The organism is Pseudomonas fluorescens, assembly GCF_005938625.1.
Taxonomy (GTDB): Bacteria; Pseudomonadota; Gammaproteobacteria; order Pseudomonadales; family Pseudomonadaceae; genus Aquipseudomonas; species Aquipseudomonas fluorescens_BD.
Genome location: NZ_VCNJ01000003.1, coordinates 402,942 through 423,023 on the forward strand (window position 1 = coordinate 402,942; position 20,082 = coordinate 423,023).

Annotated in this window: 18 protein-coding genes; 9 read left to right on the forward strand and 9 right to left on the reverse strand. The window is 60.1% G+C overall.

What is annotated here, in order from left to right; genetic code table 11:
* Positions 1-163 precede the first annotated feature (163 nt).
* Together algB and FGA82_RS03780 are read left to right on the forward strand one after the other, a co-directional pair.
* Positions 164-1,510, forward strand: coding sequence for a sigma-54-dependent response regulator transcription factor AlgB (gene algB, locus FGA82_RS03775; protein WP_007954049.1), 1,347 nt, complete (start codon positions 164-166; stop codon positions 1,508-1,510).
* A gap of 10 nt (positions 1,511-1,520) precedes the next feature.
* A complete protein-coding gene (locus FGA82_RS03780; RefSeq protein ID WP_141126071.1) occupies positions 1,521-3,311 on the forward strand; it encodes an ATP-binding protein in 1,791 nt (596 codons plus the stop codon).
* Here FGA82_RS03780 and FGA82_RS03785 read toward each other — a convergent pair.
* The 7 genes from FGA82_RS03785 to FGA82_RS03820 all read right to left on the reverse strand — a co-directional run bounded on the left by FGA82_RS03785 (position 3,308) and on the right by FGA82_RS03820 (position 10,697).
* Positions 3,308-4,921, reverse strand: coding sequence for an EAL domain-containing protein (locus FGA82_RS03785; RefSeq protein WP_171057237.1), 1,614 nt, complete (start codon positions 4,919-4,921; stop codon positions 3,308-3,310). The genes FGA82_RS03780 and FGA82_RS03785 overlap by 4 nt on opposite strands.
* 76 nt (positions 4,922-4,997) lie before the next feature.
* The gene (locus FGA82_RS03790; RefSeq protein WP_141126073.1) at positions 4,998-5,780 is read right to left on the reverse strand and encodes an N-acetylmuramoyl-L-alanine amidase; all 783 of its coding nucleotides are present in this window, start codon (positions 5,778-5,780) and stop codon (positions 4,998-5,000) included.
* A 101-nt stretch (positions 5,781-5,881) separates the two neighbouring features.
* Positions 5,882-7,954 (reverse strand): GGDEF domain-containing protein, encoded by a 2,073-nt coding sequence (locus FGA82_RS03795; RefSeq protein WP_141126074.1) that lies wholly within the window; start codon positions 7,952-7,954, stop codon positions 5,882-5,884.
* Positions 7,951-8,829 carry an endonuclease/exonuclease/phosphatase family protein gene (locus tag FGA82_RS03800; RefSeq protein WP_141126075.1) on the reverse strand — a complete coding sequence of 293 codons (879 nt, stop codon included), beginning with the start codon at positions 8,827-8,829 and terminating at the stop codon, positions 7,951-7,953. Before FGA82_RS03800 ends, FGA82_RS03795 begins: the two co-directional genes overlap by 4 nt.
* Positions 8,830-8,843: 14 nt before the next feature.
* Positions 8,844-9,485 carry a thiol:disulfide interchange protein DsbA/DsbL gene (locus FGA82_RS03805; RefSeq protein ID WP_077575197.1) on the reverse strand — a complete coding sequence of 214 codons (642 nt, stop codon included), beginning with the start codon at positions 9,483-9,485 and terminating at the stop codon, positions 8,844-8,846.
* 266 nt (positions 9,486-9,751) lie between these two features.
* Positions 9,752-10,363, reverse strand: coding sequence for a c-type cytochrome (locus FGA82_RS03815; RefSeq protein WP_095113107.1), 612 nt, complete (start codon positions 10,361-10,363; stop codon positions 9,752-9,754).
* A 43-nt stretch (positions 10,364-10,406) separates the two neighbouring features.
* Entirely contained in the window at positions 10,407-10,697 is a 291-nt protein-coding gene (locus FGA82_RS03820) for a c-type cytochrome (RefSeq protein WP_038365005.1), read from the reverse strand.
* 191 nt (positions 10,698-10,888) lie between these two features.
* Between FGA82_RS03820 and yihA the strand changes: the two genes are divergently transcribed.
* Positions 10,889-11,533, forward strand: coding sequence for a ribosome biogenesis GTP-binding protein YihA/YsxC (yihA, locus tag FGA82_RS03825; RefSeq protein WP_008081236.1), 645 nt, complete (start codon positions 10,889-10,891; stop codon positions 11,531-11,533).
* Positions 11,534-11,941: 408 nt separating this feature from the next.
* Here yihA and polA read toward each other — a convergent pair whose 3' ends face one another.
* Positions 11,942-14,746, reverse strand: coding sequence for a DNA polymerase I (polA, locus tag FGA82_RS03830; protein WP_141126077.1), 2,805 nt, complete (start codon positions 14,744-14,746; stop codon positions 11,942-11,944).
* Positions 14,747-14,820: 74 nt separating this feature from the next.
* Between polA and FGA82_RS03835 the strand changes: the two genes are divergently transcribed.
* Entirely contained in the window at positions 14,821-15,111 is a 291-nt protein-coding gene (locus FGA82_RS03835; RefSeq protein WP_064389732.1) for a DUF2782 domain-containing protein, read from the forward strand.
* 54 nt (positions 15,112-15,165) lie between these two features.
* Complete coding sequence (locus tag FGA82_RS03840) at positions 15,166-16,119, forward strand: homoserine kinase (protein WP_141126078.1); 954 nt, start codon at positions 15,166-15,168, stop codon at positions 16,117-16,119.
* 102 nt (positions 16,120-16,221) lie between these two features.
* Here FGA82_RS03840 and FGA82_RS03845 read toward each other — a convergent pair whose 3' ends face one another.
* Complete coding sequence (locus FGA82_RS03845) at positions 16,222-17,142, reverse strand: zinc ABC transporter substrate-binding protein (protein WP_141126079.1); 921 nt, start codon at positions 17,140-17,142, stop codon at positions 16,222-16,224.
* A 66-nt stretch (positions 17,143-17,208) separates the two neighbouring features.
* On the opposite strand from FGA82_RS03845, the gene FGA82_RS03850 reads away from it, so the two are divergent.
* The 4 genes from FGA82_RS03850 to FGA82_RS03865 are packed head-to-tail and all read left to right on the forward strand — an operon-like array spanning position 17,209 to position 20,008.
* Positions 17,209-17,691, forward strand: coding sequence for a Fur family transcriptional regulator (locus FGA82_RS03850; RefSeq protein WP_007911760.1), 483 nt, complete (start codon positions 17,209-17,211; stop codon positions 17,689-17,691).
* A complete protein-coding gene (gene znuC, locus FGA82_RS03855) occupies positions 17,691-18,476 on the forward strand; it encodes a zinc ABC transporter ATP-binding protein ZnuC (protein WP_007911759.1) in 786 nt (261 codons plus the stop codon). Before FGA82_RS03850 ends, znuC begins: the two co-directional genes overlap by 1 nt.
* Positions 18,469-19,257 (forward strand): zinc ABC transporter permease subunit ZnuB, encoded by a 789-nt coding sequence (znuB, locus tag FGA82_RS03860; protein WP_007911758.1) that lies wholly within the window; start codon positions 18,469-18,471, stop codon positions 19,255-19,257. The genes znuC and znuB overlap by 8 nt, the downstream gene beginning before the upstream one ends.
* A gap of 37 nt (positions 19,258-19,294) precedes the next feature.
* Positions 19,295-20,008 carry a PA5502 family lipoprotein gene (locus tag FGA82_RS03865; protein WP_141126080.1) on the forward strand — a complete coding sequence of 238 codons (714 nt, stop codon included), beginning with the start codon at positions 19,295-19,297 and terminating at the stop codon, positions 20,006-20,008.
* Positions 20,009-20,082 lie beyond the last annotated feature (74 nt).

Here is a 20,082-nt window from a genome sequence, read left to right on the forward strand (position 1 = left end):
TGCAAATCTGAATTTGTTTAAAAAACCAACAAAATCAAGGTATTGGCTGTAAGGGCAGGAGAGAGCTACCCTCCTATGGCTGGCATCGTTCAGAATCAACCATGCAACTTGCCCGATTTTTCCGGGACTAACCCAAGACCAATCACTATGGAGCGTAGGAAAAATGGAATCTGCCACTGAGCATCAAGGCCGCATTCTGCTGGTAGACGACGAATCTGCCATCCTGCGTACCTTCCGTTATTGCCTCGAAGATGAAGGCTATACGGTTGCCACAGCCAACAGCGCGGCTCAGGCCGATGCCTTGTTGCAACGTCAGGTCTTCGACCTGTGCTTCCTTGATTTACGCCTGGGCGAAGACAACGGCCTCGACGTGCTGGCGCAGATGCGCATTCAGGCACCATGGATGCGTGTGGTGATTGTGACCGCGCATTCGGCTGTCGATACTGCTGTAGATGCGATCCAGGCTGGCGCCGCCGACTATCTGGTCAAACCGTGCAGCCCGGATCAGTTGCGCCTGGCCACCGCCAAGCAACTGGAAGTGCGTCAACTGTCAGCGCGCCTCGAGGCGCTGGAGGGTGAGATCCGCAAGCCGAAAGACGGGCTCGATTCCCACAGCCCGGCGATGAAAGTCGTACTGGAAACCGCCCGCCAGGTCGCCGGCACCGACGCCAACATTCTTATCCTCGGTGAGTCCGGTACTGGTAAAGGCGAGCTGGCCCGAGCGATTCATGGCTGGAGCAAGCGCGAGAAGAAATCCTGCGTGACCATCAACTGCCCGTCGCTGACGGCGGAATTGATGGAAAGCGAGCTGTTCGGTCACAGTCGCGGTGCGTTTACTGGCGCCAGCGAAAGCACTTTGGGTCGAGTCAATCAGGCTGACGGCGGAACGCTGTTTCTCGACGAGATCGGCGATTTTCCGCTGACATTGCAACCAAAATTGCTGCGTTTCATTCAGGACAAGGAATACGAGCGGGTAGGGGATCCGGTCACCCGCCGCGCCGACGTGCGCATTTTGGCGGCGACCAATCTCAACCTTGAAGACATGGTCCGTGACGGGCGTTTCCGTGAGGACCTGCTCTATCGCCTGAATGTCATCACTCTGCACCTGCCGCCACTGCGCGAGCGCGCCGAGGACATCCTGACCCTGGCCGATCGCTTCCTCGCCCGTTTCGTCAAAGAGTACGCGCGTCCGGCACGGGGCTTCAGCGACGAGGCTCGTGAGGCGCTGTTGGGCTATCGCTGGCCAGGCAACATTCGTGAGCTGCGTAACGTGGTCGAGCGGGCGAGCATCATCTGCCCGCAGGAGCGCGTGGAAATCAGCCACCTCGGCATGGCCGAACAACCGGCCAACAACGCTCCTCGCGTCGGCGCAGCGCTGAGTCTCGACGAGTTGGAGAAAGCCCACATCGGCGCAGTTCTCGCTACCGCCGGCACCCTCGATCAAGCGGCGAAAACCCTCGGAATCGACGCTTCGACTCTGTATCGCAAGCGCAAGCAGTACAACCTGTGAGTGTCGGGCGATGAAACTGGCGATGAAGTTGCGGACCCGTTTGTTTTTGAGTATTTCCGCGCTGATCACTGTGGCGTTGCTCGGGCTGCTGCTCGGGCTGGTCAGCGTGATGCAGATGGCCGGCACTCAAGAGGCTTTGGTGCGCAGCAACTTCGTCACTCTGGATCTGGGGCTCAAGTTGCGCCAGACGCTGGGTGATCAACTGATCATCATGCTCGCGGAAAAGCCTGATCCCGTGGCGTTCGAAGCGTCGAAACAGCATTACTTCGAGTTGCTGGACCAAGGCATCGCCCAAGAGCAAGAGGGCGATGGTCGGCTATACGGCTTCAGTCGGGCAAAAGCGGATTATCTGAGCTTCCTGGAAGCTTTCGATTTGTCCCGTGACCCGGCCAGCTCGATGAGCAGCAGCGCCGACTTCCGGGAGCGCTTCAACACCTTGCGCAACGGACTGATCACCGAACACAAGCATGCACTGGACAACATCAACGCGGTACAACGTGAGGCGCGGGACCGTGCCTTGTTGATTGCGGGTCTGCTTGGATTTGTCGGATTGGCGGTGCTGATCATCGGTTTCATCACGGCCCACGGCATTGCCAGGCGTTTCGGCGCGCCAATCGAGGCGCTGGCGCAAGCGGCGGACAATATCGGTCAAGGCAATTTTGAAGTGACCCTGCCGATTTCGTCAGCGATGGAAATGAATCAGCTGACCAAACGCTTCGGCCTGATGGCCGAAGCACTGCGTGAGCATCAGGCGACTAACGTCGATGAACTGTTGGCCGGTCAGCAACGCTTGCAAGCGGTGCTCGACAGCATCGATGACGGCTTGCTGATGATCGACCGCCAGGGGCATCTGGAGCACCTCAACCCGGTCGCTCAACGCCAGTTGGGTTGGGACGATGATCGCCTCGGCCAAGGCTTGGGCACGGCGTTGCAGCGGCCGGAGCTGGATGCACAGCTGCAACTGGTGTTGCGCGGCGGTACGCTGGAACGCGCACCGGAAGACCTGAGCATCGAGGTCGACGGCGAATCACGTCTGCTCACTTACAGTCTGACGCCGGTGAGCCACACGCAAGGGCATATTCTCGGTGCGGTGATGGTCTTGCATGACGTCACCGAGCAACGCGCCTTTGAACGCGTGCGCAGCGAATTCGTCCTGCGCGCGTCCCATGAATTGCGCACACCGGTCACCGGCATGCACATGGCCTTCGGGCTGTTCCGCGAGCGGGCGAAGTTTGCCCCGGAATCCCGCGAAGCCGACCTGCTCGACACGGTCAACGAAGAAATGCAGCGCTTGATGCAGTTGATCAACGACTTGCTGAATTTCTCGCGCTACCAGAACGGTTTGCAGAAACTCACCCTGGCGCCATGCTCCATCGAGGACTTGCTGGAACAAGCGCAGCTGCGTTTTGCCGAGTCGGCTGCCGAAAAAGGCATCGCCTTGAATGTTGAAGTGCAGAGCCCGCTGCCGCGTTTGCAGGCGGATCAGGCGCAACTCGACCGCGTGCTCGACAACCTCATCGACAACGCCTTGCGCCATACCGCCCGTGACGGCCAGATCCGCTTGCAGGCACGTCGGCATGGCGAGCGGGTGATCATCAGCGTCGAAGACAACGGCGAAGGCATTGCCTACGGCCAGCAAGGAAGGATCTTCGAACCGTTCGTGCAGGTGGGGCGCAAGAAGGGCGGCGCCGGACTGGGTCTGGCGCTGTGCAAGGAAATCGTCCAGCTGCATGGCGGCCGTATGGGGGTTTATTCGCGGCCGGGGCAGGGCACGCAGTTCTATATGGCGCTCGCCGTTTAGGCTTCGTCGTCCATACGCCTTCCCGCGAGGCGTCGGCCACGTGTAATCAGTTCGATGAATTGCACCGCGCTCAGTGCATGGGCGAACAACCAGCCCTGGCCGAACTTCACGCCTTCGCTGCTGAGCAATTGCGCCTGTGATTCCAGCTCTATGCCTTCGGCAATGACCTTCAGATCCAGCGCCTGGGCCATATGAATGATGTGCGGGGCGACGCCGCTGCTCGCTGCGTCATGGCCGAGGGCGTCGATAAAGGCCTTGTCGATCTTCAGGCAATCGACCGGCAAGGTTTGCAGGTAGGCGAGGCTGCAATAGCCGGTGCCGAAATCGTCGATCAATACCTGATGGCCGACATCGCGCAAGGCTTGCAGGTTTTCCCGCGCCACCACCACGTCAATCAAGCCACGTTCGGTGACCTCGAAGGCAATCTGCCGCGCGGCCACCCGATGCAGTGTGAGCAGCCGCGCCATGACCTGACCGATGCGCGGCACCATCACGTCGCAGGCAGCGAGGTTAACCGAGATATACAGTTGCGGATTGGCGCGCAGCAACTGGCCCAGTTGCTCCAGCAGGCGCTGCAGGACGAAGTCGGTCATCTGGCGGATCTGCCCGGTGTTTTCCGCCATAGGAATAAACAGATCGGGGCTGGTCAGCGTGCCATCGGGGCGGCGCCAGCGCAGCAGGGCCTCGGCGCCGACGCAGTTACGACTGTCGAGATCGAATATGGGCTGATAGAGCACCTGCAGCTCGCCGCGCCGGATCGCGCCGTGCAGTTCGGCGTCCAGTGACTGGCGCTGGCGCACCAGCAAAAAAACGAAGAACCCCAAAAATGCCCCAAGCAGCAGACAGGCCGGGATCATCCACCACCAGATAGCCGGAATATGCATGCCGGTTCTGGGTGTGATCAGGACCAGTTGATACTCCGGGTTGTCGGTGGGCATGCGGTAGATCAGTCGGGTTTGCGTGACTTGCAGGGCATCGTGGCTTTTCGGTGGCCAGTGTTCCGTGGGTGGCCAGTCTTGCGCCATGCCGAGCACCGGGATGGCCCGGGTGCCGTGATCGAGCACTACCAAAAGGCTGCTGCCGGGGGACAGATCGACCATGTCGGTCAGATGACCGCGTGACGTGGCCACTCGGAAATTGCCGCGCCCGAGCATCAGCGCCGCGCGGTTTTCATCGGGTTCAGTGGTGGTGTTCAGCCAATAGCTATAGGTTGGGCCTTTGATATCGGGCGCACGAACCACCGACAGACCTTCCTGGCGTGGGCGGTTGGAACAGATCCGTGAGGCGTCCATGTAAGCCGCTTCGTAGACGAAGCGATAGTTGAAGGTGACTTGCTGCAAGGTGGCGATCATTTCATCGTCACAACTGCGCAATGGCTGCGCTTCGAGATCGTCGAGACTTTCACGCAACTGGCCGAACAATTGTTCGAGGCGGGCGAGGAAACGTTCGCCTTGCGCGTTCATTTCCTGACTTTCGCTTTGCTCGACCTGACGCATTGCCACGAACATTCCGCCGGCGATCAACAGGCTGGCACTAAGGACAGCAGCGATCATCGCCAAAAACCAAGGGCGATAAAACCAGCTACGCAGCGTCTCTCGGGTAGCAACCATCATGGAATATCCGAAGAATTACCAATGAGTTATAGCTGCTGATTGCGATTTCGCCCTGACCGTCGGGCGGGCGTCATTATTTTGTCTGATTGAGGACCAGCAACAACGCCGCCGTTTGCACATCCGGCGTGCCATCGAAGCGCGAAGGACGGAAGTGCATCTGGAACGCGGCGAGGACATGGCGCGTCGCAACGTCCAGTTCGCCGGTCTGCGGCGTGTCGTAGCCCAGGTGCGCCAATTGCGCCTGGAACCAGCTGATGCTCGGCAGTTCACTACTGTTGAACAGCGCTTGCTGACGCTTCACCGCTGCTTCGTTTGGCCACACGCCCAAGCCTTCAGCGGCAAGACGCTTCCACGGGAACAACGGGCCCGGGTCGAGTTTGCGCAGCGGTGCGATGTCACTGTGACCGATGATATGGCGCGGGCTGATGCCGTTACGCTTGCTGATGTCCTTGAGGAGGGCGATCAGCGACTGAATTTGCGCTTCGCTGTACGGATACCACAGACGCCCGGTCGGAGTGTCCTTGAAGCCTGGATTGACGATTTCGATGCCGATCGAACTGGAATTGAGCCAGGTGCGGCCCTGCCATTGGCTTTCGCCGGCGTGCCAGGCGCGCTGGTTTTCGTCCATCAGCTTGTAGACGGTGCCGCTCTTGTCGTCGCCAATCAGGTAATGGCTGCTGACTTCACCGTGGGTCAGCAATTGCAGCGAGCGCTCCAGCGAAGCCGACGTGTAATGCACGATCACGAACTGGATGCGGCTGTCGTAATTGGCCGAAGGATGGCTGGTGTTGTAACGCGGAGCGCTGGCACAACCGGCCAGAACCAGCAGCGACGCGAGGAGGGCAAAGAATTTCATGGCAGAAGGCAGTACACGCAAGACAATAATGCAACAGTGTAACGTACTGCCTTGCGTCTCGACGGTCAGCGGGCGGATTTAAACAAAATGGAACAATTTGCTTAGCCGAGCTCGACCCGGTTGCGTCCTGCATTTTTAGCGCGGTATAGCGCCTGATCGGCTCTTTTCAACACAAGATCACTGTGTTCACCTGCACGGAAAGTTGCCAGTCCCATGGAAATGGTGATCGTCACCCGCTCGCCCTTGAAGTGGAAAGGGCAGGCTTCGATCGCTGCGCGCAGGGTTTCCAACAGTTTGGCGCCGACTGCCGGCGGCGTTGCCGGCATCAACAAAACGAACTCTTCCCCGCCGAAACGGGCAATGAAGTCGGAGCCGCGCAGGCGTTTGCGCAACACGGTGGCAATGATCTTCAGCACCTTGTCGCCGGCCAAATGGCCGTAGTTGTCGTTGATGCGTTTGAAGTGATCGAGGTCGAGCATGGCCAGACTCAAGGTGTTGCCGTGCTGCTGCCACTGCTTGATTTCATGCTCGAGGCGTTCGCTCCACGCAGCGCGATTGGGCAGGCCGGTGAGTGGGTCGATCAAGGCTTTCTGGCGCTGTTCTTCGAGGTGTTCACGGAAACCCTGGGCTTCCTGCTCCATATGCGCCACGCGTTCGGACAGGCCTTTGAGCCGCGCTGCCACTTCCTGCTCGCGGGCGTCGCGCTGCTTCTGGTGCTGGTCCATGGTGCCAATCAGGCCTTCAAGATGGTTTTCCAGCACTTGCTTGAGGTCGTCCAGGTCGGCGGCTTCCTGCATGCTGGTCTGCAAGCCGTCGACTTGCTCGCGGATCTGCGTGTCCATGGCCCGGGCCGCCGAGCTGTTGTCGGCATGGCCCTCGCTGGCGGCTTGCAGATTGCTCTGGAATGCTTCGAGGCGTTCGTTGAGTTGCTGCAGGTAGGCTTCGAATTCGTGCTGGCCGCTGTCGGTAATCGCCAGCATCAACGTCGCAAGATCGTCGAGGATCGGGATCAGTTCGTACCAGTTCAAACCGTGTTTGAGCCGTTCGCGCATGGCTTCGGCTTGCGGACGGTGGCGTTCCGGCAGGGTCAGGTCGTCGAGCAGCCCGATCAGGGTGTCTTCGATGTGTTTGGCCACGGAGCTATAGGATGGCTCGGGGGTGTCCGGCAGGGCGAACAGGATGTCGTGCTCGGGCTGCTCCGGGTCGATGGCGGCCAGTGCCTGGGCAATTGGCTCGGGCAGTGGCAGGCTGTCCAGGATCAGTGGTGTCGGATCGCCGGGGTGGATCAGTTCATCAGGATTGAAGGCGGCAGGCGCGATTTCATTCTGAGCAGCAGCCGGGGTGAAAACAGGCTCGGGCTCGAAGTGCTCAGTCTGCTGTTCGACCGGAGGACTGCTGTCTGTGCTGACGACCTTCGGTGGCACAAAGGTAACCACTTCTGCCGGTTCCGGTTCCAACTGAGCCTGGGCGGCTGGCGTCGTTGTTTCGGCAGGTACTGGTGCTTCGATGGCAGAAGGTGCCGTCACGGCTTCGATCGCCGCGACAGGGGCGGGCTGTGCGGCTTCTGCTTCAGGCGCCGGAGGGGCAAGCGGTTGTGGCGGCGTGGCTTGCAGAGGCGCGGGTGCTTCTGTCGCTGGCGCTTCTTCGCTGTCGCGGCTACCGAACAGCCGTTGCAGCAGACTCGGGCGACCCGGCTCTGCCGGGGTGTCCAACTGACTTAATGCCTTACCCTGCAAGCCGCTGAGTTCGCTCAGCAGCAATGGCATTTCTCGCGCAGAGCCGACGCGGCCATCCAGTTGTTTGGCGAACTTCTTCAAGGGCTGGGCGACTTCACGCGGCAGCGGCAACGCCTGCAACTGGGTAACCAGCGATGTCAGCGCGGTGCTGACCTGATCAATGCGGGTTTCGCGGCGTTGCTCGGAATCGAGCACGGCTTTTTCCAGGCGCGGCAGGAGGGCGGCGAGGCCGGCGTCCATGTCATCAGTGCGCACCACGTCGCGCATCTCTTTCATGCACTGATCAACGACTTTATCGGTGCCTTCAGCCGCCAGCGTGCTGCGCACCAGGCCGCGACGCAGCAAGTCGAGCCTGGCGGCCCAGCGACGTTCGAGTTTGTCCTGTTGTTCGATGCTTTTGAGGTACTTCTCTTTCCAGCGCTGGGCGTCGTCGCTCATTCAGGGTTTCCGCGAGGGGCAGGACTCAACGCGGGCAATGCATCGGCCGTGAGCGAACCCGGCAGACGAATCTCTACCGCGACCGGCAGGTGATCGGAAATCGGTTGTGCCAGCACTTCGACCTTTTCCAGGGTCAGGGTCGGGCTGAGCAAAATATGATCAAGGCAACGCTGTGGACGCCAGCTGGGGAATGTCGCTTCCACCTGTGGGGCCAGCAGGCCGAGATCGCGTAACGGAGAGTGTTGTAGCAGATCGCTGGCGTGGGTGTTCATGTCACCCATCAATACTTGATGTTTATAGCCGCCGATCAGCTCACGAATGTAGCCCAGTTGCAGGCTGCGCGTACGCGCGCCGAGGGCCAGGTGCATCATCACTACCACCAGCGCTTCCGGGCCTTCGCCGAAACGCAGCAGAATCGCGCCACGACCTTTCGGGCCGGGCAGCGGGTGATCTTCGATCGCCCACGGTTTCAAGCGACTGAGCACGCCATTGCTGTGCTGGGCCAGCCGACCGAGGTTGCGATTTAGTTGTTGATACCAGTAGGGGAAGGCGCCGAGATGGGCCAGATGTTCGACCTGATTGACGTAGCCCGAACGCAGGCTGCCGCCATCAGCTTCCTGCAGGGCGACCAGATCGAAGTCGCCGAGCAGATCGCCGATCTTTTGCAGGTTGCCTGAGCGGCCGTTGTGCGGCAGCAGGTGCTGCCAGCTACGGGTCAGGTAATGCCGATAGCGCTCGGTGCTGATGCCGACCTGGATATTGAAACTGAGCAGACGCAGACGCTGGTCTGCGGGCAGGCCCGTGGATTCCAGGTGATGCTCGTTGACCTGCGGGTCATGCAGGCCAACGATGCGTTCAGACTTCCAGCGGCGCATGGCGGTTGCCGCGCTTAGTTGGCAGCAGCCTTGGTTGCCGCTCGCTCTTTGGCAACCAGTTGGTCAGCCAGTTGCAGAGCTTGCTCGGCACCACCGGCAGAGCCGATGTCGAAGCGGTATTTGCCGTTGACGATCATGGTTGGCACGCCAGTGATTTCATACTTCTTGGCCAGTTCGCGAGCTTTTACGATCTGACCTTTGATGGCGAACGAGTCGAAAGTGGCGAGGAACTTGTCCTTGTCCACGCCTTGGGTGGCGAGGAAGTCAGCCATGTCGTTCTTGTCGGTCAGCTTCTTGTGTTCCTTCTGGATCGCATTGAACACGGCGTTGTGAACCTTGTGCTCGACACCCATGGCTTCGAGGGTCAGGAACATCTGGCCGTGAGCATCCCACGGGCCACCGAACATGGCAGGGATGCGCACGAAGTTGACGTCGGAGGGCAGTTTTTCAACCCAAGGGTTGATCACCGGTTCAAAGGCGTAGCAGTGCGGGCAGCCGTACCAGAACAGCTCGACCACTTCGATCTTGCCAGGCTCTGCAACCGGTACCGGGTTGGCCAGCTCCACGTAAGGGGCGGCAGGTGCTTCGGCGGCTTGAGCGGTCACGCCGAACAGGCTGGCAGCGACGAGAGCGGCGCTGATGATCAGATTACGCATGCTTTACTCCTGGACAATTTTGGTCGCCTCGCGCGACCTGTTTTCAGACAGATCCTGGCGGGCATGAGTTCTGTAGTGTAACGGCAGCGGCCACAAAAAAGGGCGGCCAAAGCCACCCTTTTTATACTTGCTGCGACGGATTAATCGAGCGTTAACGTTGCAGGAGATGTCCGCTCCTGCATTGAGTAGCGTAACCCCCCTGTAGGAGCTGCCGAAGGCTGCGATCTTTTGATCTTCAGCCTCGCTCAACGCCCGATACGAAGCGCTTAGTGCAGACCCTGAATGTAGCTGGAGACCGCAGCGATGTCTTCGTCGCTCAGGCGCTTGGCAATGGTCTGCATGGTCATGGTATCGCCGTCGTTGGTGCGGCCGCCTTCTTCCTTGCGGAAATCGGTCAGTTGCTTGGTGATGTATTGAGCGTGTTGGCCGCCCAGGTGCGGGAAGCCGGCAGCGGCGTTGCCGGCGCCATTCGGCGAGTGGCAGCCGGTGCAGGCTGGCAGGCCCTTGGCGAGGTTGCCGCCACGGAACAGCGCTTCACCGCGTGCGACGATCTTCGGATCAGCGGCGCCGACGCTGCCTTTCTGGCTGGCGAAGTACGCCGCGATGTCGGCCAGGTCCTGATCGCTCAGGTTGGTCAGCAGCCCGGTCATTTCCAGAACGGTGCGCTTGCCCGACTTGATGTCGTGCAGTTGCTTGGTCAGGTAGCGTTCACCTTGACCGGCCAGTTTCGGAAAGTTTGGCGCCATGCTGTTGCCGTCCGGGCCATGGCAGGCTCCGCAGACGGCGGCTTTTGCCTGGCCCGCTGCGGCATCACCAGCAGCATGGGCGAAGCCTGAAATTCCCACGGTCAACAGCAGACTCACGATCAATTTGTTCATCAGCTAATCCAACTACGGCTAAGGGTTAAGTTATGGACCGGGTTTACTCGCTCATCCAAAGGATGATGGCTTGGTAATCCTCGGCACTGCAGTCCATGCACAAACCACGCGGCGGCATCGCCTTGAAACCCTGGGTCACGTGTTGCACCAGCGTCCCCATACCTTTCGCCAACCTCGGCGTCCAAGCTTCCTGATCGCCTCTTTTGGGCGCCATGGGTAGTTGGCCGGAATGACAGGCACCACAAACACGGTTGTACACAGCTTCCGGATCCTGTGTAGCCTGTGCGCTGTAAAGCGGCATCAAGACTCCGGCAGCCAGCAGCCATTTCGTCATAAAACGACCTTTTCAGGGTTGAGAGCGTTCTGCGTTCTAATGCGCAATCAAGGTCTGTCGCTCTCGTGAACTTCATCCTACGCTGGGACAAAGCACACACAAAATCTGCGGCATTATATACTGGCGTCACTGAAACGGAAGCGACACCGCGTTCCGCGCCCAATCCCGGCGCCGCCCACATCGGAAATCCCATGCAACTCAAGAATCCCATCCTCGGCCTGTGCCAACAGTCCACGTTCATGCTCAGTGCCGCCAAAGTCGATCAATGCCCTGACGACGAAGGCTTTGAAGTAGCGTTTGCCGGCCGTTCCAACGCCGGCAAATCCAGCGCACTGAACACCCTGACTCACGCCAGCCTGGCGCGAACCTCGAAAACCCCGGGTCGCACACAGCTGTTGAACTTCTTCAAGCTAGACGAAGATCGCCGTCTGGTCGACCTGCCGGGCTACGGTTACGCAAAAGTACCGATCCCGTTGAAGATGCACTGGCAGCGTCACCTTGAGGCTTACCTCGGTGGCCGCGAGAGTTTGAAGGGTTTGATTCTGATGATGGACATCCGTCATCCAATGACCGACTTCGACTTGCTGATGCTTGACTGGGCCGTTGCGGCCGGCATGCCGATGCACATCCTGCTGACCAAGGCCGACAAGCTGACTTACGGCGCGGCCAAGAACACCTTGCTCAAAGTGCAGTCGGAAATCCGCAAGGGTTGGGGTGATCTGGTCACCATCCAGCTGTTCTCCGCGCCAAAACGCATGGGCCTGGAAGAGGCCTACACTGTACTGGCCGGCTGGATGGAACTCGCAGACAAAGGCGCCGAGGCGGCAGCCGAGTAAGACAATTTCAAAACTGTCTGTGGTGCTGTCAGGCAAGGCGAAAGCACCGCTAAAAAGCGGAGTTTAGGGTACCTAAATGAGCATTTTTAGCGGTGCTTTTAACGCAGCATGACGGCATCACAGCCAGTTTTGGGGCAAAAAAAGCCCCGGACTTCATTGGGGAGGGAGAAGTTCCGGGGTTTAAGTTCCGAACCGCTAGGGCGGGGTTCAGATATCTGCCAACACTTAACACAACATAGGAGCATCGAAGGGCTTCACCAGCCATTCAGTAACTCTGAGTGGTGTCCTTCCAGATTAGTTCAGATTTTTTTCAAAAAGCTTTGGAATAATCCCAAGCGCTTTTTGAAATAAGCCGGTTTTACCGGCGTTGCCGCGACAACAGGTCGCGGCAAACCGTGTTCAAAAGGCTCAGTGAGCCTCATCCCAATTGTTGCCCACACCGACTTCGACCAGCAGCGGCACATCCAGTTTCGCCGCTTCGCTCATGTGCACGCGGATTTCGGCGCTGACTTGCTCGACCAGATCCTCGCGAACCTCCAGCACCAATTCATCGTGTACCTGCAGGATGACGCGAGCGTCCAGCCCGGACGTCGCCAGCCACTCATCCACCGCCACCATGGCTTTCTTGATGATGTCGGCAGCAGTGCCCTGCATCGGCGCGTTGATCGCCGTGCGTTCCGCGGCAGCGCGTTCCTGCGGCTTGTTCGAGTTGATCTCCGGCAGATACAGACGACGACCGAAGAAGGTCTCGACATAGCCCTGATCCGCAGCCTGCGCGCGGGTGCGATCCATGTACTCGCGAACGCCTGGGTAACGGGCGAAGTAGGTGTCGATGTAAGCCTTGGCGGTCTTGGTGTCGACGCCGATGTCTTTGCCGAGCTTCTGCGCGCCCATGCCGTAGATCAGACCGAAGTTGATCGCCTTGGCGCCACGGCGCTGGTCGGAGGTCACTTCGTTGAGTTCGACCTTGAACACTTCGGCAGCGGTGGCGGTGTGCACGTCCAGATTGTTGCGGAAGGCGTTCATCAGGCCTTCGTCCTTGGACAGGTGCGCCATGATCCGCAGTTCGATCTGCGAATAGTCCGCCGCGAGCAGTTTGTAGCCTTTCGGCGCGACGAACGCCTGACGAATGCGCCGGCCTTCAGCGGTACGCACCGGAATGTTCTGCAGGTTCGGATCGCTGGAGGACAAGCGACCGGTCGACGCCACTGCTTGATGATACGAGGTGTGGATACGGCCGGTGCGTGGGTTGATCTGCTCTGGCAGGCGATCGGTGTAGGTGCTTTTCAGCTTGCTCATCGAGCGGTGCTCCATCAGCACCTTCGGCAAACGGTGATCGTCTTCGGCGAGTTTCGCCAACACTTCTTCAGCGGTTGACGGCTGACCCTTGGCGGTCTTCTTCAGTACCGGCAGACCGAGCTTCTCGTAGAGAATCACGCCCAATTGCTTCGGCGAACCTAGGTTGAATTCTTCCCCGGCGATTTCGAACGCTTCGCGCTCCAGCGCCACCATCTTGTTGCCCAACTCGATGCTCTGGATGCCGAGCAGTTCAGCATCAACGAACGCGCCTTGACGCTCGATGCGCGCGAGAACGGGCACCAGCGGGATCTCGATGTCGGTCAAAACGCTGGCCAGACTCGGGATGGCGCTGAGTTTTTCGAACAGGGTCTGGTGCAGACGCAGGGTGATATCAGCGTCTTCGGCGGCATACGGCCCGGCCTGCTCCAGCGCGATCTGGTCGAAGGTCAGCTGCTTGGCGCCTTTGCCGGCGATGTCCTGGAAGCTCACGGTGGTGTGATCCAGGTACTTCTGCGCGAGGCTGTCCATGTCGTGACGGGTGGCGGTGGAGTTGAGCACGTAAGACTCAAGCATCGTGTCGAAAGCGATGCCGCGCACGGTGATGCCGTTGTTCTGGTCGCCACCGATGGCGCAGTTGGCCAGGATGTTCATGTCGAACTTGGCGTGCTGGCCGACCTTGAGCTTGCTCGGGTCTTCCAGAAGCGGCTTCAACGCGCGCAGCACGGTGTCGCGATCCAGCTGCTCCGGCACGCCGATGTAGGAGTGGGTCAGCGGAATGTATGCGGCTTCGTTGGCCTGCACGGCGAACGACAGACCGACCAGTTGCGCTTGTTGCGCGTCGATGCCGGTGGTTTCGGTGTCGAAGGCGAACAGTTTGGCGTTGTTGAGTTTTTCCAGCCAGACGTCGAAACGCGCCTGATCGAGGATCGTCTCGTACGCCGCTTCGGTCGGAGCAGCGGGAGTTTCGATGTCTGGCGCGCTGAACAGATCGCCGGCCGGTGCAGGCTCGCTGGTCGCGCTCAATTCCAGACGTTTGGCGTCGCGATCCAGATCGTTGATCCAGCTTTTGAATTCCAGCAGCGAGTACAGCTCGTAAAGCTTGGCCGGGTCTTCCGCGCCCATCTGTAAATCGTCGAGTTCGACGTCCAGCGGCACGTCGACCTTGATGGTCGCCAGTTGATAGGAAAGGAACGCCATCTCCTTGTGCTCTTCGAGCTTGGCCGGCAGGGTTTTTGCGCCGCGAATCGGCAGGGTCGGGACGATGTCGAGATTGGCGTACAGCTCGGTGAGGCCACCGTTGACGCCGACCAGCAGGCCGGAAGCGGTCTTCGGGCCAATGCCCGGAACGCCCGGAATGTTGTCGGACGAATCGCCCATCAGCGCCAGATAATCGATGATCTGCTCCGGTGCGACGCCGAATTTCTCCTTCACGCCTTCGACGTCCATCGAGCTACCGGACATGGTGTTGACCAAGGTAATGTGGCCATCGACCAGTTGTGCCATGTCCTTGTCGCCGGTGGAGATGACCACCGGGCGATCCGCCGCCGCGCTGCTGCGGGCGAGGGTGCCGATGACGTCGTCGGCCTCGACGCCTTCCACGCAGAGCAGCGGGAAACCGAGGGCGATCACGCTCTGGTGCAGCGGCTCGATCTGCACGCGCATGTCGTCGGGCATGCTTGGGCGATTGGCTTTGTATTCGGCGTACATCTCATCGCGAAATGTCCCACCCTTGGCGTCGAACACCACGGCGAACGGGCTGTCCGGGTACTGCTTGCGCAGACTCTTGAGCATGTTCAGCACGCCTTTGACCGCACCGGTCGGCAGGCCTTTGGAAGTGGTCAGTGGTGGCAGCGCGTGAAAGGCGCGGTACAGGTAAGACGAACCGTCCACCAGGACGAGGGGGGCTTGGCTCATGAGCAGGATCAACCTTTTCGGCGGGTCCGGCGCTAGAATAGCGGGACCGTTGACGACAAAGGGACAAGGTTATCATGCGTACGTTAAATCGCTTGCTGCTGGTCGGTCTGATTGCTGCCTCACCGTTGGCCGCGATGGCGGCGGATGATGCACCGTCGGGAGATCCTGAAGTCACCATTCGCACGGAAGGCGACAAGACGATTCAGGAGTACCGTCAAAACGGCTTCCTGTACGCGATCAAAGTCACGCCGAAGGGCGCACCACCGTACTTTCTGGTGCGCGCAGACGGGACGGATGCCAACTTCATCCGCTCGGATCAGCCGGATATGCTGATTCCGTCATGGAAGATTTTCGAATGGAAGTAAGTTTTTAATTCACCCGGCGCCGCGATTGGCGGCGCCCGTATTGGCAGTTAAAACATGTCTGTGTTCACTCCCCTGGCTCGGCCCGAGCTGGAAACCTTTCTCGCCCCTTACGGGCTTGGCCGTCTGCTTGATTTCCAGGGGATCGCCGCCGGCAGCGAAAACACCAACTTCTTTATCAGCCTGGAGCAGGGCGAATTCGTCCTGACCCTGGTCGAGCGCGGCCCGGTGCAGGAGATGCCGTTCTTCATCGACCTGCTTGATGTGCTCCACGAAGCCGATCTGCCGGTGCCGTACGCATTGCGCACCACCGACGGCGTGGCGCTGCGTGAGCTGAAAGGTAAACCGGCACTGTTGCAACCGCGGCTGTCCGGCAAGCACATCAAGGTCGCCAATGCCCAGCATTGCGCGCAGGTCGGCGAGTTGCAGGCGCACCTGCACCTGGCGACCCAGGGCGAGCGCATGATCAAGCGCAAGACCGATCGAGGCCTGGACTGGATGCTGGAAGAGGGCACCGAGTTTCTCTCGCACCTGAGCGATGAGCCGCGTGCCTTGCTGCAGAAGGCGCTGGATGAAATTACCGAGGGTAAAGACAAGATCCTCGCGCTGCCTCGGGCGAATATTCATGCCGACCTGTTCCGCGATAACGCGATGTTTGAAGGCACGCACCTAACCGGGCTGATCGACTTCTACAACGCCTGCTCGGGGCCGATGCTGTATGACGTGGCGATTGCCTTGAATGACTGGTGTTCGGACGAGGACGGTCTGATTGATGGCCCGCGTGCTCGCGCATTCCTTGGCGCTTATGCGGCGCTGCGACCATTTACGGCGGCGGAGGCTGAGTTGTGGCCGACGATGCTGCGCGTGGCGTGTGTGCGGTTCTGGTTGTCGCGGTTGATCGCGGCGGAGCAATTCGCCGGGCAGGATGTGTTGATTCACGATCCGCAGGAGTTTGAACAGCGCTTGGCGCAGCGGCAGCAGGTTCACACACCTTTGCCTTTCGCGCTTTAAGATCAAAAGATCGTCCGAACGCGGCCCGAGCCTTCGGCAGCTCCTACATGGGATTGGTGTACATCCTGTAGCTGCCGAAGGCTGCGATCTTTTTTTATGGGGCTACAGAGATTCCAGGCACCCGGCCAGATCGTTACCCAGCTTCTCCAACACCTGCTCATAGCCCTGAGCCGTCGCCGGGGTGTACCCGCCCAACGCATCCAGCTCAGCCAGTTTCACCGGCAGGCCAGCCACCAGCGTCTCCGCCAGACGCGGACGCAACGGCGGCTCGCTGAACACACAAGTCTTGCCCACTTCCTGCAAACGCTTGCGCATCGCCGCGACATGCTGCGCGCCCGGCTGCACTTCGGCAGCCACGCTGAACACACCGGCATGCTTCAGGCCATAAGCTTCTTCAAAGTAATCAAACGCCTCGTGGAAGACGAAGTAGGGCTTGCCTTCAACACTGGCCAGACGCTTCTTCAAACGCTGATCCAGTGCATCCAGACGCGCGTCAAACGCCTTGGCATTGCTCTGATAACGCTCGGCGTTGGCCGGGTCGGCAGCGCTCAAATCTGCCGCCATCTTGTCGGCAATCACCCGCGCATTGACCGGCGACAACCACAAATGCGCATCGAGCGTGCCCGGACGGTGGTCGTGATCATGCTCGTCGGCCTCTTCCGCGTGGGAGTGGCTATCTTCAGCAAAACGCCGCAGTTTCATCCCCGGCAGATCCTGCACGGCGACGCTCGGCAGCGTACGACCATTCAGCACGCGCGGCAGGAAACCTTCCATGTCCGGGCCGATCCAGTAGAGCAGATCGACCGATTGCACCTTCCGTACGTCGGATGGCCGCAGGGCGTAATTGTGCGGCGAGGCGCCCGGTGGCAGCAGCACTTCGGGAATCGCTACGCCGTCCTGCACGGCCGCTGCAATCAGCTGCAGCGGTTTGATGCTGGTGAGGACTTTGACCTCGGCCTGAGCCGAACCGATCAGCAGAAAACTGGCGACAAAAGCCACAAAAACAGAAAAAAGTCGGGACACGATGACCACTCAAGGAGGCGAGAACGGGTAACATAATAACGTCTCTATCAAAACTCGTCGCCGCCCATGCCTATTACACCGATCGCCAGCCGTCCCCACGACCACTCTCATTGCGTGCACAGCGCTTTGTCCGAGGCCGATACCTTGTGCGCCCAGAAAGGCTTGCGCCTGACCGCGTTGCGCCGCCGGGTGCTGGAACTGGTGTGGCAAAGCCACAAACCGCTGGGCGCCTACGACATTCTCGCCGTGCTCAGCGAGCAGGACGGCCGCCGCGCCGCGCCGCCAACCGTGTACCGTGCGCTGGATTTCCTGCTGGAAAACGGCCTGGTGCACCGCATCTCCTCGCTCAACGCCTTCGTTGGCTGTGTGCACCCGGAACACGCGCATCAAGGCCAGTTCTTGATTTGCCGCGATTGCCACGCGGCCATCGAACTTGAACAAAAAGTGATCAGCGACGCGATCATCAACAGCGCCAAGGATGTCGGTTTCATCGTCGAAGCGCAGACCGTCGAAGTCGTCGGCCTGTGCTCCGGTTGCCAGGGGGCTTGATGAGCAATGCGCTGATCCGTCTGGAACAGGTCGCCGTCACGTTTGCCGGGCAGGCTGTGCTGGACAACATCGAGCTGAGCGTCGAGCCCGGCCAGATCGTCACCCTGATCGGCCCCAATGGCGCCGGCAAAACCACGCTGGTGCGCGCCGTGCTCGGGCTGTTGAAGCCGGACAGCGGCAGCGTCTGGCGCAAGCCGAAACTGCGCGTCGGTTACATGCCGCAAAAACTCCACGTTGATCCAACCTTGCCGCTGTCGGTGCTGCGCTTTCTGCGTCTGGTGCCGGGCGTTGACCGTCCGCGTGCGTTGGCCGCGTTGAAAGAAGTCGGCGCCGAGCATGTTATCGACAGCCCGGTGCAAAGCGTTTCCGGCGGTGAAATGCAGCGTGTGCTGCTGGCGCGAGCGTTGCTGCGCGAGCCGGAATTGCTGGTGCTCGACGAGCCGGTGCAAGGCGTCGACGTCGCCGGCCAGGCCGAGCTGTACAGCCTGATCACCCGTCTGCGCGACCGCCACGGCTGCGGCGTGTTGATGGTGTCCCACGATTTGCATCTGGTGATGAGCACCACCGATCAGGTGGTCTGCCTCAACCGCCACGTCTGCTGCTCCGGGCATCCCGAGCAGGTCAGCGGCGATCCGGCGTTCGTCGAACTATTCGGCAAGAACGCGCAGAGCCTGGCGGTCTATCACCACCATCACGACCACGCTCACGACCTGCACGGTTCGGTGGTCAAAGGGCCGGTTATTGGCCAACCTCACGTTCACGGAGACAACTGCAAGCATGGCTGATTTTCTGTTGTATGCCCTGCTTGCAGGTCTGGCGTTGGCGATCGTTGCAGGTCCGCTGGGTTCGTTCGTGGTCTGGCGGCGCATGGCGTATTTCGGCGACACCCTGTCCCACGCGGCGCTGCTCGGCGTGGCGCTGGGCTTTTTGCTGGATGTCAGCCCGACCGTTGCGGTCACCGTAGGCTGCCTGCTGCTGGCGGTGCTTTTGGTGACTTTGCAACAGCGCCAACCGCTGGCGTCTGACACGCTTTTGGGAATTCTCGCACCCAGCACGCTCTCTCTCGGCCTGGTGGTACTAAGCTTCATGCATGAAGTGCGGATCGACCTGATGGCCTATCTGTTCGGCGACCTGCTGGCGATCAGCCCGACCGATCTGGCTTGGATTCTCGGCGGCAGCGCGGCGGTGCTGGTGTTGCTGGTGACACTGTGGCGGCCATTGCTGGCGATCACCGTGCACGAAGAACTGGCCAAAGTCGAAGGCTTGCCGGTTGCAGGTCTGCGCATGGCGCTGATGTTGTTGATTGCGGTGGTGATCGCGGTGGCGATGAAAATCGTCGGTGTGTTGCTGATTACGTCGCTGTTGATCATCCCGGCGGCTGCGGCACAGCGTCACGCCCGCTCGCCGGAGCAGATGGCGCTGGGCGCGAGCCTGCTGGGCATGCTCGCGGTGTGTGGCGGGCTGGCCTTGTCGTGGTTCAAGGACACTCCGGCGGGGCCGTCAATCGTTGTGACGGCGGCCGCACTGTTTCTGCTGAGTTTTGTTCTGCCCCGTCGTGGGGTGTAGACTTGGCCGCTTTTTGCGCAAATAGAGAGTCGCAGGAATGAAGCCGTTCGCCTCCCGTTATCTGCTCCTTGTCGCATTTTCAGTGCTGCTGGGCGCCTGCCAAAGCACGCCGCCGGTGGCCGAAGCCCCCGATGCGCGGGCTACGGCCATCGCACAGCTGGAGCAAAGCCTGGCCAGCAGCGAACTGGCCACGGCAGAAGACCAATTGGCCGCTTTGCAGAAAGAAACTCCAAACGACCAATCCCTTGAGCAATACCAGCGGCAATTGGCCGAGGCGTATCTGCGTCGCAGCCAGATTGTGCTGCAGAAGGGTGATGTGAATGCCGCCGCCACAGCGTTGAGCCGTGCCCGTGCGCTAATGCCGAAAGCCCCGGCGCTGACCGGTGGCGTCAATGGTGCCATCACTGAAGCGCGCAAGGTTGAGCTGGAAAAGGCTGAGGCTGCGTTGCTGGCCGCCGAAGCCAAGCCGAAAGCCAGGGTGATCGATCCGACGGCCGAGAGCACCACGGTTGCGCTGAATATCACCGATAGCCGCAAACTTCGTCGTCAACTCGATGCGATCGCCGCTGATGTGGTGAATTATGAGTGTGGGGTGACCATTCAGGCGCCACGCACGAATGACTATCCTTGGTTGGCGACGTTGCTGACCAAGCGGGTCAAGAAATTGAATCCGGATTTTGATCTGGAAATTGAGAAGCAGATCGTGCGCACCGTGCCGGCGCAGATGGTTTTGAGCCCGCGTAAACCGTAAAAAGATCGCAGCCTGCGGCAGCTCCTACATGGGATTGAGGTACACCCTGTAGGAGCTGCCGAAGGCTGCGATCT

Coding starts and splice junctions, on each gene's coding strand:
- algB (WP_007954049.1), top strand. CDS start 164: ATGGAATCTGCCACTGAGCATCAAGGCCGCATTCTGCTGGTAGACGAC.
- FGA82_RS03780 (WP_141126071.1), top strand. CDS start 1,521: ATGAAACTGGCGATGAAGTTGCGGACCCGTTTGTTTTTGAGTATTTCC.
- FGA82_RS03785 (WP_171057237.1), bottom strand. CDS start 4,921: ATGGTTGCTACCCGAGAGACGCTGCGTAGCTGGTTTTATCGCCCTTGG.
- FGA82_RS03790 (WP_141126073.1), bottom strand. CDS start 5,780: ATGAAATTCTTTGCCCTCCTCGCGTCGCTGCTGGTTCTGGCCGGTTGT.
- FGA82_RS03795 (WP_141126074.1), bottom strand. CDS start 7,954: ATGAGCGACGACGCCCAGCGCTGGAAAGAGAAGTACCTCAAAAGCATC.
- FGA82_RS03800 (WP_141126075.1), bottom strand. CDS start 8,829: ATGCGCCGCTGGAAGTCTGAACGCATCGTTGGCCTGCATGACCCGCAG.
- FGA82_RS03805 (WP_077575197.1), bottom strand. CDS start 9,485: ATGCGTAATCTGATCATCAGCGCCGCTCTCGTCGCTGCCAGCCTGTTC.
- FGA82_RS03815 (WP_095113107.1), bottom strand. CDS start 10,363: ATGAACAAATTGATCGTGAGTCTGCTGTTGACCGTGGGAATTTCAGGC.
- FGA82_RS03820 (WP_038365005.1), bottom strand. CDS start 10,697: ATGACGAAATGGCTGCTGGCTGCCGGAGTCTTGATGCCGCTTTACAGC.
- yihA (WP_008081236.1), top strand. CDS start 10,889: ATGCAACTCAAGAATCCCATCCTCGGCCTGTGCCAACAGTCCACGTTC.
- polA (WP_141126077.1), bottom strand. CDS start 14,746: ATGAGCCAAGCCCCCCTCGTCCTGGTGGACGGTTCGTCTTACCTGTAC.
- FGA82_RS03835 (WP_064389732.1), top strand. CDS start 14,821: ATGCGTACGTTAAATCGCTTGCTGCTGGTCGGTCTGATTGCTGCCTCA.
- FGA82_RS03840 (WP_141126078.1), top strand. CDS start 15,166: ATGTCTGTGTTCACTCCCCTGGCTCGGCCCGAGCTGGAAACCTTTCTC.
- FGA82_RS03850 (WP_007911760.1), top strand. CDS start 17,209: ATGCCTATTACACCGATCGCCAGCCGTCCCCACGACCACTCTCATTGC.
- znuC (WP_007911759.1), top strand. CDS start 17,691: ATGAGCAATGCGCTGATCCGTCTGGAACAGGTCGCCGTCACGTTTGCC.
- znuB (WP_007911758.1), top strand. CDS start 18,469: ATGGCTGATTTTCTGTTGTATGCCCTGCTTGCAGGTCTGGCGTTGGCG.
- FGA82_RS03865 (WP_141126080.1), top strand. CDS start 19,295: ATGAAGCCGTTCGCCTCCCGTTATCTGCTCCTTGTCGCATTTTCAGTG.